The organism is uncultured Sphingorhabdus sp. (assembly GCF_937872355.1).
Taxonomy (GTDB): domain Bacteria; phylum Pseudomonadota; class Alphaproteobacteria; order Sphingomonadales; family Sphingomonadaceae; genus Sphingorhabdus_B.
In genome coordinates, this window is the sequence record NZ_CALMSV010000248.1 from 1 (window position 1) to 13,407 (window position 13,407).

General features: G+C 57.2%; 8 protein-coding genes, 1 tRNA gene and 1 pseudogene. 5 read left to right on the top strand and 5 right to left on the bottom strand.

From position 1 onward, the window contains the following. Positions 1-468 (top strand): annotated as a pseudogene (locus Q0239_RS15900) (hypothetical protein); the annotation flags it as partial. A 4-nt stretch (positions 469-472) separates the two neighbouring features. Here the strand turns inward: Q0239_RS15900 and Q0239_RS15905 are convergent. Next, positions 473-549, bottom strand: a tRNA-Pro gene (locus Q0239_RS15905). 161 nt (positions 550-710) lie between these two features. Here Q0239_RS15905 and thyA point away from each other — a divergent pair. From thyA to Q0239_RS15925, 4 genes are all read left to right on the top strand, one after another. Next, positions 711-1,634 (top strand): thymidylate synthase, encoded by a 924-nt coding sequence (thyA, locus tag Q0239_RS15910; RefSeq protein ID WP_298604690.1) that lies wholly within the window; start codon positions 711-713, stop codon positions 1,632-1,634. 104 nt (positions 1,635-1,738) lie between these two features. Then, positions 1,739-3,022 (top strand): thiamine pyrophosphate-dependent enzyme, encoded by a 1,284-nt coding sequence (locus tag Q0239_RS15915; RefSeq protein ID WP_298604692.1) that lies wholly within the window; start codon positions 1,739-1,741, stop codon positions 3,020-3,022. 17 nt (positions 3,023-3,039) lie between these two features. Then, the gene (locus Q0239_RS15920) at positions 3,040-4,044 is read left to right on the top strand and encodes an alpha-ketoacid dehydrogenase subunit beta (protein ID WP_298604704.1); all 1,005 of its coding nucleotides are present in this window, start codon (positions 3,040-3,042) and stop codon (positions 4,042-4,044) included. A gap of 4 nt (positions 4,045-4,048) precedes the next feature. Continuing rightward, entirely contained in the window at positions 4,049-5,305 is a 1,257-nt protein-coding gene (locus tag Q0239_RS15925) for a dihydrolipoamide acetyltransferase family protein (RefSeq protein WP_298604694.1), read from the top strand. 3 nt (positions 5,306-5,308) lie between these two features. Here Q0239_RS15925 and Q0239_RS15930 read toward each other — a convergent pair whose 3' ends face one another. From Q0239_RS15930 to Q0239_RS15945, 4 genes are all read right to left on the bottom strand, one after another. Next, positions 5,309-10,396 carry a hypothetical protein gene (locus Q0239_RS15930; protein ID WP_298604696.1) on the bottom strand — a complete coding sequence of 1,696 codons (5,088 nt, stop codon included), beginning with the start codon at positions 10,394-10,396 and terminating at the stop codon, positions 5,309-5,311. Positions 10,397-10,448: 52 nt separating this feature from the next. Further along, a complete protein-coding gene (locus Q0239_RS15935) occupies positions 10,449-11,528 on the bottom strand; it encodes a hypothetical protein (protein WP_298604698.1) in 1,080 nt (359 codons plus the stop codon). Between the two features lie 68 nt (positions 11,529-11,596). Beyond that, positions 11,597-12,058 (bottom strand): hypothetical protein, encoded by a 462-nt coding sequence (locus Q0239_RS15940; RefSeq protein WP_298604700.1) that lies wholly within the window; start codon positions 12,056-12,058, stop codon positions 11,597-11,599. A gap of 8 nt (positions 12,059-12,066) precedes the next feature. Further along, positions 12,067-13,017, bottom strand: a complete 951-nt coding sequence (locus Q0239_RS15945; RefSeq protein WP_298604702.1) for a hypothetical protein — start codon at positions 13,015-13,017, stop codon at positions 12,067-12,069. Positions 13,018-13,407: the final 390 nt, after the last annotated feature.

Here is a 13,407-nt window from a genome sequence, read left to right on the forward strand (position 1 = left end):
CAGTGTGACGAAGTTGCGCATCATTTCGGAGTGAAGGCACTTCGTGACATAAGCATGGAACAACTCGTTGCAGACCAACCCAACATTCGTGATTTACAATTTCGGCGAGCGCGGCACGTTGTTTCTGAAAATGCGCGAACACTCGCCGCCGCCGGTGCGCTCGCGAGGAGCGATCTTTCCGAAATGGGCCGCCTGATGGCCCAGTCTCATCAATCCATGCGTGACGATTTTGAAATAACCGTTGAGCCTGTAGATCGCTTGGTTGAGCTTTTGCAGCAGGCGATTGGCTCTGAAGGCGGTGCTCGTATGACTGGAGGAGGATTTGGTGGCTGTGTCGTCGCAATTACGATCAGGAGTCGTCTGTCGTACGTTATCGATGCTGTGCGCGAAGGGTATCAAACCCCCGATGGCGCTCCGCCGATGATTATCGAAACCCAGCCTGCCGGCGGTGCCCGTTTGATTGCTTGAAAAATGGTCGGGGAAAGAGGATTCGAACCTCCGGCCCCTGCCTCCCGAAGACAGTGCTCTACCAGGCTGAGCTATTCCCCGACCGATGCTTGAAGCCGGCGCAAGACCGGCAAGGCAGGCGGTGCCTATAGAAGGGCGGTTCCAGCCTTTCAAGCGTAAAGATGCAATAATCTGGCCATTGCCGATTGCCCGTTCTGCGAATAGCTTCACGGCATACAGACTCGACCGGGAAGGCGCTCTGAATGAGCCATTATGAAGACCAGTATCTGGACCTGATGCGCCGCATCTGGACCGAAGGCGCGGTACAGGAAGATCGCACAGGCGTAGGCACGGGCTCGCTATTCGGTGCGACAATGCGCTTTTCGCTCGCCGATAACGCCATTCCCCTCCTGACGACCAAGCGGATATTCTGGAAAACCGCGGCACGTGAGATGTTGTGGTTCCTCACGGGGGACACCAATATTCGCAATCTGTTGAAGCAAAAGGTACGGATCTGGACCGACTGGCCACTTGAACGTTATCGGCGTGAAACTGGCGAGCAGATTTCCCAGGAGGATTTCGAGCAGCGCATTGTCGACGATGTCAATGTCGCCGAAAAATGGGGTGATCTTGGTCCGGTCTATGGCGCGCAATGGGTGAACTGGCCAAAATATGAAGAGGCAGGGCAGGGGCTGTATCGCCGCGCCGAAAAAGGCATAAACCAGATTGAGCTGCTCGTTCAAAGCCTGAAAAACAATCCCGGTTCGCGCCGTCACATCTTTGAAGGCTGGAATGTTGCCGAGCTCGACCGGATGGCTCTGCCACCCTGCCACAAAACCTATCAGTTCCACGTCGCGGACGGCGTGTTGAGCGGATTGTTGTTCCAGCGGTCGTGCGATCTGGGGCTGGGCTTTGGCTTCAACGTCTTTGCGGCTTCGATGTTGATCCGGATGTTGGCGCAGCAATGCGGTTATGAGCCGGGAGAATTGATCTGGCAGGGTGGGGACGTGCATTTGTACCTCAACCATGCGGAACTGGTCGAAGAGCAATTGTCGCGTCAGCCTGCAGGCGATCCCAAAATGCACTTGTTGCGCAAGCCGGACAGCATTTTCGACTATGAGATCGAGGATTTCGAGGTGCTCGATTATCACCCGCAAGCCCATATTTCCGCGCCTGTCGCGGTTTAGGTCAGTGATATTGACCTAAAAAGGAGTTTGAAATATTCTATCAAGAGCGGACAACAAACAAATGTGATTCGCATGGAGCCCTGTGAAGGGAACAAGAGGAAGCGATGACAGGCAAAAAGTCCAATCTTGCGCCATTGCGGCTGCACATTCCGGAACCCAAATTCCGCCCCGGCGATGAGGCAGATTTCAGCGATGTCGCTGTACCGCCGGTCGATTCTATAGCGCGCCCCGATGAAGCTTCGCTACCGGCGGACATACAATCGCTGGCTTTCGGGCTGGTTCGGGTGCTCGACAACGACCATCAAGCCAAGGGCAGTTGGAATCCCAATCTGGATGCCGAGCAGCTTCGTTTGATGCTCCGCAACATGATGCTTACCCGCGCCTTCGATGACCGCATGTTCCGCGCACAGCGGCAGGGCAAAACCAGCTTTTACATGAAATCTACGGGTGAAGAGGCGACTTCGGTTGCGACAGCGATGGCACTCGCCAGCGACGACATGTGCTTCCCGAGCTATCGGCAGCAGGGCATCCTTCTGACGCGCGGATATCCAATCGTGCGGATGATGAACCAGATTTATTCGAACAGTCAGGACCATTTGAAAGGCCGCCAACTTCCGATCATGTATTCGGCACCAGAGTGCAGCTTTTTCACGATTTCGGGCAATCTGGCGACGCAGTATCCGCAGGCTGTAGGCTGGGCTATGGCGAGTGCTTCGCGCGGCGACACGCGCATTTCCGCCGTCTGGTGCGGTGAAGGTTCGACAGCAGAGGGCGACTTCCACAGCGCAATGACTTTTGCGGCGGTCTACAACGCGCCGGTCATCCTTCAGGTGGTGAACAACCAGTGGGCGATTTCCTCTTTCTCGGGCATAGCAGGCGGAGAACGGACGACCTTTGCGGCGCGCGGGCTTGGTTATGGTATCGCATCGCTGCGGGTTGATGGCAATGACCCGCTGGCGGTTTATGCCGCTATGCGCTGGGCAGCGGACCGGGCGCGGATCAATAACGGTCCCACCTTCATCGAATATTTCACCTATCGCGCCGAAGGCCATTCAACTTCAGATGATCCGGGCGCCTATCGCGCTGCGAAGGAATTCGAAAAATGGCCGCTGGGTGATCCGGTCGACCGGTTGAAAAAGCACCTCATCCTTCTGGGCGAATGGAGTGAGGAGCGGCATCAGGCACAGCATGACGAACTGGCCGAACTGGTTAAGAAAACCCAGAAAGAGGCCGAGGCCAACGGCATATTGGGGCATGGCATGCACCAGCCGTTCGAAACGATGTTCGAAGATGTGTTTGAGGAAATGCCCTGGCATCTAAAAGAGCAGTGCGCGCAAATGATCGACGAGCAGCACCGCAAATTCGGCCTTGAGTGGAAGCCGAAATGATGGGCGACACCAAAACCATGAACATGATCGAAGCGATCAACAGTGCGCTCGACATCATGCTCGAACGTGATCCCGACGTCGTCCTGATGGGTGAGGATATCGGCTATTTCGGCGGCGTTTTCCGCGCGACTGCTGGCTTGCAGGCCAAACATGGCAAAACCCGCGTGTTCGATACTCCAATCAGCGAATGCGGCATCATTGGCGCTGGCGTTGGCATGGCTGCCTATGGTCTGCGTCCGGTGCCGGAAATCCAGTTTGCTGACTACATTTATCCGGGTCTGGACCAGTTGGTCAGCGAAGCGGCGCGGCTGCGCTATCGGTCTGCTGGCGATTTCATCTGCCCGATGACGGTTCGGTCCCCCTTTGGCGGCGGCATTTTCGGTGGTCAGACGCACAGTCAGTCGCCGGAAAGCCTGTTCACCCATGTGTGCGGCATCAAAACCGTGGTGCCGTCGAACCCTTATGACGCCAAAGGCTTACTGATCGCGGCCATCGAAGATAACGATCCGGTCATCTTCTTCGAGCCCAAACGTATCTATAACGGACCCTTCAGCGGCTATTATGATCGTCCGGTCGAGCCTTGGTCGAAACATGCAGCAAGTGATGTGCCTGAAGATTATTACCGCATCGAACTGGGCAAGGCCGGGATCGTCCGTGAAGGCGAGGCGCTGACCATCCTGACCTATGGTACCATGGTGCATGTGGTGCAGACCGTCGTTGCCGAAATGGGCGTCGATGCGGAGATTGTAGACTTAAGAACACTTCTACCATTGGATGTAGAAGCAATTGAACAATCGGTGAAAAAAACTGGACGCTGCCTTGTTGTTCACGAAGCTACACGTACCAGTGGTTTTGGTGCGGAACTGGCGGCATTGGTCCAGGAGCGCTGCTTCTATCACCTCGAAGCGCCGGTCGGGCGCGTCACCGGCTTTGATACGCCTTATCCGCACAGCCTCGAATGGGCCTATTTTCCGGGCCCTGTTCGTATTGCCAGTGCCATTGAAAAGATCATGAAGGACTGACGTCATGGGTAAGTTCACATTCAAGCTGCCGGACATTGGCGAAGGCATTGCCGAGGCTGAAATCGTCGCCTGGCACGTCAAGGTCGGCGATCGGATCGAAGAAGATCAGCCGCTGGCGGACATGATGACCGATAAGGCCACTGTCGAGATGGAGAGCCCGGTGGCTGGCGTCGTGACGGCTGTTGCGGGTGAAGAAGGCGATGTGATTGCCATCGGATCGATGCTGGTCGAGATTGAGACCGAAGGTGCGGGCAATGAAGGCGCCGCGCCCAAGCCTGTTGCTGAAACCCCTAAAGTGGAAGCGGAGCCGGTAGCCGCTCCCCCACCGCCTGCTCCAGCGCCTGCACCAGTAGAAACGCCGAAAGTGGAGGCTGTCGAAGCACCGGTTACAACCAAGCCCGAAAAAATCACCGCTTCTCCAGCAGTTAGGGCGCGGGCCAAGGAGCTTGGCGTTGATCTAAGTGACGTCAAGACGTCGGGCGGACATGTTCGCCACACCGATCTGGATGCTTATCTGAACTATGGTTCGGGGCAGGGCTATCGTGCCGCCGGCGCATCGGCCAAGCGGGCCGATGAAACAGTTAAGGTGATCGGCATGCGTCGGCGCATTGCCGAGAATATGGCTGCGTCCAAGCGCAACATTCCCCATTTCAGCTATGTCGAGGAATTCGACGTCACGGCGCTGGAGGCGATGCGGGCAGATCTGAACGCCAACCGCGGCAGTCGTCCCAAATTGACGATGCTGCCTTTCCTGATCGTGGCTATCTGCAAGACATTGCCCGATTTTCCGATGATCAACGCCCGTTATGACGACGAAGCCGGTGTGGTAACGCGCTATGGTTCGGTGCATCTCGGGATGGCAACACAAACTGACGCAGGTCTGATGGTACCGGTCATCCGTGACGCACAAGACAAAAATGTCTGGCAGTTATCACATGAAATCAGACGATTGGCGGAAGTATCTCGTAATGGTTCTGCAAAGAGCGAAGAACTATCCGGGTCGACTTTGACGATTACATCACTTGGCCCGCTGGGCGGAATCGCAACCACACCGGTCATCAATCGTCCCGAAGTGGCCATTATCGGCCCCAACAAGATTGTCGAACGCCCGGTTTTCGTCGGCGATGCAATCGAGGCGCGCAAGTTGATGAATCTCTCGATCAGTTGCGATCACCGTGTGGTCGATGGCTGGGATGCGGCGAGCTATGTACAGGCGCTCAAGAAGCTGGTCGAAACGCCGGTTCTGCTGTTCGCAGACTAAGGCTTACAGCCCCAGGCCCTGAAAGCTGGTCTGGTCGAACTTCAGTTTGAAGGTCAGGAAGGGGCCGCTGCGGGTGTAGCGTGCCTCTTCGAAATCCCTATCTTCAAAGCCGACGAAATTATAGCCGAGCGTAACATTGGCGTTTTCGAACGGCGTAACTGTAAGCGTCGGGCCGCCCGACCAGGCGATATTCTTGCCCGAGGTGCCGATGCGTACCGTCCCCGAAACACCTACATCGGCAACGTCCGAAAGGTCGAACTTCAGATCCGCGCCGACAACATTGCTCCATCCCTTTACATCGTCCGCGCCAAAGCGGTCGGTGTTGAAGCGGGTGCCCCAAAAGAAGGCATATTCGCCGCGTTCGATGAAACCGCCATCGCGCTCGTCGATCGGGGTGTAGTTGACCGAAAGACTGTTGATGATGCGGGTCGATTTGACGTCACCGCTGACAAGCAACGGCGCACCGCCGACCGGACCGGGAAGACCTGCGGTTGCATTCTTGACCGAGTCATAGCGATATTCGGTCTTGTTTAGGAACGACCACTGGCTGCCCGAGGGACGATTGGCCCAGCTGACTTCCGCCTGCGCGGTCGTTGTCGATGCGCCGCCATCCTGCTTCGCCTTGAACCAGTTGAGCGCGCCGCCGACAGCCTTACCTTCGCCAATCTGGCGCAGGATAGCTGTGGTCAGGCCATAACGCTGCGTAGTATCGCCATCGCGCCATTCGGCACGACCGGTCCAGCTCCAGCGCTCGCCATGATAGCTGGCACCGCCGGTGACGGCGACGAAATCTTCGGTCAGCGTGCCGTCGCTGCCCAGGAAACCGCCTGATGCAACGGGCTGTAATGGATTGATGACATCGCTGCGGTCAAAGCCACCTATGGTTTGGTTGCCATCGAGCGTGAAATCCACCGACCATTTGTCGTTGATCTTGAACGATTGCGCGAGGCCATAAGAGGCAAAGCTGCGCGCACCGAATTCGCCGATATCCTGCTGGTTGGCGCTCGCAACGATGCGGCCGCCGGCCCAGGGAGCGATGTCAAAGCCGATACGCGCGGTGCGTGCATCGATATTCTCGCCCTTGGCAATTTCATAGCCGCCGACCAGCGCGATATCGTTGCGGATCGCATAGCGAGCTCCCAGACGGTGGCGGGCAGGGAAGTCGATGCTCTCATCTTCGCCACCCAGTGCGAATTCGGTTTGAGCGTCGAGTTCGAGTTTGCTGCTCAGCTTGTACGAACCGGCGATGCGTGCCAGCGTCGACTTGTTGGTCGTGCCATCGGCTAGTTTATCATCCGCATGGGTGATGCCAGCGCGCAGCGAGGCCTTGTCGTTACGATATTCGAGTTCGGTCGATCCCGCGATGCGACGGGCACCGGTTTCGATATAATCCTCCTGATAGCCTATGGCCGAAATCGACAATTTTTCGGTCAGGCGATAGCGGCCATCGAGGCCGAATTTCTCGGTGCCAACTTCGCTGCGGTTGGTCTGGCCGACGCCGAAGCGGGCCGACTGGCGACGATAATAGGCCAGCACGTCAAGCTTCGAACCATGATGCTCGGCTTCGAGCAGCACTGCGGAAGCGCCACCGGCATCGGTGGTTGCGCTGCCTGCATTGGCCTTGCCATCGGTTGCGGCAAATTCGGCGCGCAATTCGGTGTTGGTGGTCGGACGATAGCGGACGTCGGCACCGACGAGGTTGGTCTTGTCGGTATCGGTTTCGTCGTGGATCGCGGTTGCTGCAATCTGCAGCTTCTGGTCGGGCGACTGCCATTTGACGCGACCGCCGGCGTTGTTAACACGCTTGCCAACGCCATCGACCTCATATTCGGCGATGATGAATTGCGGGTTCAGGCCGCTCGAGCGTGACAGGATTGGCTCACGGAAACGCAGCGTTCCGGCGAGGTAATCGATGTCATAATCGATATGGCGCACGAGGTTTTTGCGTTCGATGATGATGTTCGACTGCAGACGGTCCCGCGTTTCAATGGTAATGCGCTCGCTGTTCGCCAGGATGTCGGGCGCGGCGAGTGCATATGGGCCGGTTAATCCCGTGCCCTGGATTTCCTCACGACGATAGCGATAGGGCGTGTCTGCAGCAAATGCCTGCGCGTGAACCTCGTCGCTGCGATATTCGGCCTTGATGCCGTTGAAGCTGCGCTGATAGCGGGCGAGTTCAGGCTCATCGATGCCGGTCTGATAGTCGCCGAACAGCGCATAAAATTGCGGGCGTTCGAGCTTCAGGTAAAGGCGACGGATTGAAGCCGCGTCATAACGCTGCTCGCTGCGATCGGCATAAACGGTGTAGTAGCGACGCGGATCGATGGTTCCGGCGAAGCGGGCATCATCTGCCTTTTTGTCGCTGTCATAAGCCATGGTCATCAGCCATTTGCCGCTGACACGACCCTTGGCATAGAGCGCGATACGTCCATCGACATTGAGTGCATCATCTTCGCCAGCCAGATCCTGAAGACCTTCTTCAAGCTTGTTGAAACCGAGGGTGCCGGCTGCAAAGCCAACCACGGTCCAGGGGCGATCGCCCGGATCGAGCCAGGTTTCGATACGCTGGGTACGTTTTACCTGGCCATCCTGGAAGTTGAAGCTGATTGCGACGGCACCGGAAGCGGTAGTTGGTTCCAGTTCGATATAGGCAACGCCATCTTCGCCGATCACGCGCCACACCGGTGCCGCACGTTCAAGGCCGGACAATTGGCTTGCCTGCTGGGCATCGATTTCGACAGCGGGACGATAGGGTTCGGTCACGCTGAAATCGCCGACTGCATCGGGCTGGATGGGTTTGCCCGAACGATCGGTAAATCGCACTGCAATACGGGGGCGATTGACACCGTCGGCAAGCAGCAGCGACTTTTCTTTCAGGAACTGCGCCTGAATTGCGGGGGTCGCAAAATGGACCTGACGGTCCAGCTTGGCGACTTCCTGACCTTCGCTGTTCAGCACGCGCGCAACCAGCGCATTGTTGCCTGCAACAATCGGAACGCCGCGCCAGATGCTGACATTGACCTGGCCATCCCCACTGCGCTTGACGCCATCGAAATTCAGCGGATCAACGACCTTTCCATTGGCGCTGAGTTCGATGCGCTGGCCGGCAGCATGTTTGATGGCAACGCGGATCGCGGGCACAGGCGGATTGTGATCGGTGCCGGGGAACAGGAATTCCAGGCCCGGCGTCTGACCGGCAACCCAATCTTTTTCACCGCCAGCAATGCTGCGCTCTTCGGCGTTCGGTGCAAACGGTTTGGAAGCAATTTGAGTGGCTTCGCGACGGGGGCTGACCTGTTTCGAACGAAAATCTGCGCGTTTCAGGCTGCCACCGCGACCTTCTACAAAGCGCGAGATCGCACTTCCGGCACTGCGCGTATTCTGGGCGCAATCGACCGGGGCCTGATCGAGCGGGAAAGTTGACGGGTCGACTTGCACAACATGCAGGCCGGGGACCACGCCTTCGAAATGATAGCGGCCGTCAATGTCGGTGATGGCGTAGCTGCCATCTTCAAGCATGACGCGCACGCCGCTGATGCCCTTTGCTTTACGCGGATCGACGCTGCATCCGCCTTCGGTAATGCGACCAACTATGGTGAAACGTTCGCTTATCCCATCGCGGATGATGCGGATTGCGGCATCGACCGTATCGCTGGTCGCACCGCGGTTATCGCGGGCAGAGGCGCGGTTAACGGCATCTCCCGAACGGGCGTCGACGCGAACTTCGGCCAGATAAGTCAGTAGGCCCGACGCACCGCCTGCTAGGGGCGGTACAACAACCGAAAATTCGCTGCCGTCCGCCGTTGTGACCGGCGTGACCGGGGAACCATTGTAGCGCACGCTGTTCAGGCGCAGCCGCATGGAAGCGGGCAATATGTCAGTGACGGTTATCGGGCCACTGTTGCGGACACGATCGGGATTACGCACCTCAACGCGGTATTGAACGACATCGCCGGGCATAGCTGTGACGCTTGATGTCGATTTGCGCAGCTGCAAACTGCCACCGGGCCGGTCCATAGGCACGTCGATGCGCACCGGTGCAGGGTCATCCAGTGTAATGATTCCGCCGTAGGAGCCGTCTGCGATAACAAACTGGCCGCCATCGGGGCGCGTCAACAGCGCGATTTCAGCCGGAGTGGCGACTGAAGGGTGCGTATAGGGCGCTGGCGCGCTGATAATCAGCCTGTAAGTGCCCTGGCGGAGGAAGGGAAAGCGGTAAAAGCCTGTCGGGAAGGCATAAATCTGCCCTCCACTGTCGGTAACCGTGCTTCCCGCGATGATGGTGCTTGGGAAACTAGAGACGCCGTCATCGCCAAACACCTGTGCAGGCTGGCCGGTTACCGCGTCTACGATAGTCACCCGGGTGCCATCGACTGCAGTGCCGTCGGCACTGTCAAAGGTCAATCCGAACGGATCGACGAGAATTTCGACATCTGCACCGGCAATCGGATTGCCATTTTGGGCATTGTCGAGGTCAAAATGAAGCTGATCGCCGGGACGAACCGAAAGGACACAATCGCCCTGGATTGCCGCAGGCGGTGCAGCCTTGGTATTCAACAGAGCCAGAAAAACCGACGTATTGGCACCCGTTTCGGTCAGAATGACCCGCTCGATATCGCCAGTGTCGGTTGAAATTTCAGCTTCGAAGCTGTCAATCGTACCTGGATTGCTGTTTTGACCCGGTGCCGTCACCTTCAGAACCAATGGTTCACCCGCGCGAATGGAAGATGCCGAGGTGATTGACGCCGGATTGGTTGAAAGACCGGCAAAAACGCCTTGAAGGTTGACCGGCTGAATCCCGTTGGTGCCCCGGCACATCGTCTGCGGCAAAACGGCTTGGGTAGAACCGCTCGCACTGGTGAAACGGAACACCTCAAGTGTCGCCGGTTGCGGATTGGAGCGGTCGACAACGATATCGACGCTGTTTGAAGGCCGTGACAGCGGCTGTCCGCCGGATGTCCATTCCGCCTGCGCTGTGTTGCTGATGATATTCGGTAACACTTGCGCATGCGCGGGAAGGCAGGCGGCAGCCAAGTGGGCAGCTGCCGCCAGCGTTCCTGCGCGTTTGATAAGATGTTTAGTTAACAGCATTTTTAGAGAAAAAGGCGGGGTTGAAGAGAGCCTTCGTCCCCGCCTTGCTTCTTTAGTCGATGGTAACGCGGAAGATCAGGCCGCTCGTCGAAGCCGCGCCAACACTGGCGAGGGTTCCGTTGACGCGCGGTGACGGCGTTGTGGTGTAGCTACCGCCTGCCGAACCGGCCGAGCAGCTTTGCGTTGCCAGACCATAGTCGGTTACGGTTGCACCCAACAGGATCGAACCTGTAACAAACGTCGTGTTCGCAGGAATCAAATCCTCAATCGCGACGCTGGTTGCAGCGACGCTACCGGTGTTCTGGACTGCGATGCAGTATTCCACCGTCGCGCCGGGCAGAGCTTTCGGGTTGCTGCCACTAACAAGGTCGCTGACAACGCGGCTCGACTTGAACACACCCAGCGATGCCGACTGTACGGTGTAGTCGTCGAGTGCGGATTCAACAGCATCGCGACCGGTATCAGCCAGAACGGTGTCGACAGCGCCAGCAACGTTGGCGTCGGTGTCGGTCGAGACGTTCTTGCCTATACCGCTAAGAACAAAGGCGGTGCCATTGCTCAGCTTTGCGGTGGCTTGCAAGCTGACGCCCGCAATTTGGCCATTGGTGGCTGCGGCCGGAATATCGCCCAAGACAAGAATGTTGACACTGTTGCTGCCGGTTGTCGCTGACAGATCGTCTACTGTCAGCGTTGCGGTTGCAGGCGCATCGCAAACATTGTTGTTGTCCGCGTCCAAGCAGATCAGCAAATTGGAAACGTCGAATGCATCAGTGCCGCGCGGTGCTGCAGCACCTGTCAACAAATTGGCCGCTGTCAGGTCAAAGTCGAGCAAATCGTTCGACAGATTGGTCAACGTAAATGCTGTTTGCTGGGCAAGTTGCCCAGGATTGACTGTGGTGGTGCCGATGGTCGCACGTTCGACAACGGTAAAGTTGACCTTGCGGTCGACCTTGAACGTATCGGTGTTACTGGTGACCGGCGTCTGTGCCGTGGTTCCAACGGTGTAATTTACAGTCACACTGTTGGTAATGTCGGTGCCCTGGGTTGTGCCCACCGCAAAGGCCGGAGCGGAAACCCCGAGCGTTGCGGCAAGCGCAGTTGAGGCAACGAGGGATTTAAGCGTACTGGTCATGCTTATACTCCGGTTGCATTGGATTTGATCGCTTGTGCCGCAGCAATCGTTACGGTTTCGTTTGGAGGTCATCGTACGACCCCGCGAAAGACGAGCTTGCCGGCAGATCCTGCCGCAAGCGTTTGATTCATATTCCATTTCAGATGGGTTACGTCGGCGGGTAAAGCCTGACGAAAGGTGCCATCAGGCTTCGCAACTTTGAGCTGCGACATAACACCCCAGCTTTTGCCGCCGTCGACCGAAACAACTTCCGTGCCATCCATAGTGCCCGAAAAGGCAACTGCTCGGGGGATCGGGTTGGTGACAATGAAGTTCGATGCCGGTTGCGTTCCGACATTCTTATAGCGCACGACAAAGACCAATTGATCGCCGGGTACTACGAGTTTGGGTGCTTCAAGCACTGTCGCTACGGTACCATCGGCACGTTTGTGTTCACGTTCAACAAAGACGTCGCTGGCGAGTTCAACCGGTGCTGAAATCGCTGGAACGGCGATGGCCAAGGCTAGCAATGCTGCGATCATGTGTTTCATAGCGGAGCTCATTGAATAGTGACCTGGAAGGTGACTGTGCGAGTTTGTCCCGCGGGGACATTTCCCAGCGACACGTTCACTCTGGTGCCGTTAAAGTTGCCAGCGTCGGCATCGACCGCATCGGTTTGCGCCGCTCCCTCAAGGGTGAGGCTGGCAGGAACATAAGTGGTGCCTGTCGGAATGGGGTCGTTGATGGCGAGGTTGTTCAGCGTGCCTGCGCCGCTGATCGTCGCCACAATCGTATAAGTGATGGTCGACCCCGGAACAGCAGTCGTGCCACCAAAGGGATCGGCAACAACAGCTGATTTTGCCAAGGCTACAGAAGCGGCGTCGACGCGAAGAAAGCCGCTTGCCTCACCTTCTGCGCCGCTGGTTCCGACCACGGCATTGCCGCCACCTTCACCCGCACCTGCAAATGATGTTCCCGGTGTCCCGGTTCCGGTGTTCGCAGCAGCGACCAGGCTGACATTTGCCCGATCACCATTGGCTTGCGTCGCCGGTATATTTGTGAGGACGAAGACATTGATGCTTTGATCAGGTGTCAGCAGGGGGTCGTTAGTGCCCGCGACATAGATAGTGTCGACACCGGCATCATAGACACCATTGTTGTTGGTATCGAGCACCACTTGCGAAAGGGCGGGATCGAAATCATCGCCGCTGTTGGCGACATTCGGAGTCAGCGTGAAGACTTCGGGACCATTGCCGTTGTTCGTCACCTGATAGGTCAGCACCGCGTTGGTGGCACCATTGGTGGTGCCGACGTCGCCAGGATTGCTGCTGACGACAGTGACGTCGAGCAGTTCGTCGACGAGAATGACGGCCACGTTCGATTGAATATCGACCGGGCCCGCGCCCGCATCGTAACTCGCGGTGGCGATATTCTCGATGTTGGTGCCTGCAAGTGTGCCTGCGGCATGGGCCGTGGACCCGAAGGCCGAAGTCGCGGCAACAACTGCCATTGCCGATGCGCAGCGAAGACGCATCGAAGCGTTTGCGTGGCTTGAGCGGGATGTATTGGTTCTCAACATGCTGGCTCTTATGGCAGAGCGAGGTCAAGAAATGGTTAAGCCAAGGACCAGCCTGTTAACGAGCCAACATATTGTATCTATTAGATATATATGGCCTCAAACTTGTCGAATCTTGTAAAATCAAACGAGAATGGTAAATTATACCGAAAGTTTTAGCTGGAACCGATTGGTGGCCACCAAACGCATTGCGCAAGAAAATTTCGTTTCTTTCATTCGCGCTGTTGACAGTTGCAGTGACCGCTTCTAGTAGCGCCGTCACCGCATCAAGCGGGTGTAGCTCAGTTGGTTAGAGCGCCGGCCTGTCACGCCGGAGGTCGCGGG

What these genes read in the sequence shown, in the direction of transcription:
- thyA (WP_298604690.1), top strand. Translation starts at nt 711, where the DNA reads ATGAGCCATTATGAAGACCAGTATCTGGACCTGATGCGCCGCATCTGG.
- Q0239_RS15915 (WP_298604692.1), top strand. Translation starts at nt 1,739, where the DNA reads ATGACAGGCAAAAAGTCCAATCTTGCGCCATTGCGGCTGCACATTCCG.
- Q0239_RS15920 (WP_298604704.1), top strand. Translation starts at nt 3,040, where the DNA reads ATGAACATGATCGAAGCGATCAACAGTGCGCTCGACATCATGCTCGAA.
- Q0239_RS15925 (WP_298604694.1), top strand. Translation starts at nt 4,049, where the DNA reads ATGGGTAAGTTCACATTCAAGCTGCCGGACATTGGCGAAGGCATTGCC.
- Q0239_RS15930 (WP_298604696.1), bottom strand. Translation starts at nt 10,396, where the DNA reads ATGCTGTTAACTAAACATCTTATCAAACGCGCAGGAACGCTGGCGGCA.
- Q0239_RS15935 (WP_298604698.1), bottom strand. Translation starts at nt 11,528, where the DNA reads ATGACCAGTACGCTTAAATCCCTCGTTGCCTCAACTGCGCTTGCCGCA.
- Q0239_RS15940 (WP_298604700.1), bottom strand. Translation starts at nt 12,058, where the DNA reads ATGAAACACATGATCGCAGCATTGCTAGCCTTGGCCATCGCCGTTCCA.
- Q0239_RS15945 (WP_298604702.1), bottom strand. Translation starts at nt 13,017, where the DNA reads ATGGCAGTTGTTGCCGCGACTTCGGCCTTCGGGTCCACGGCCCATGCC.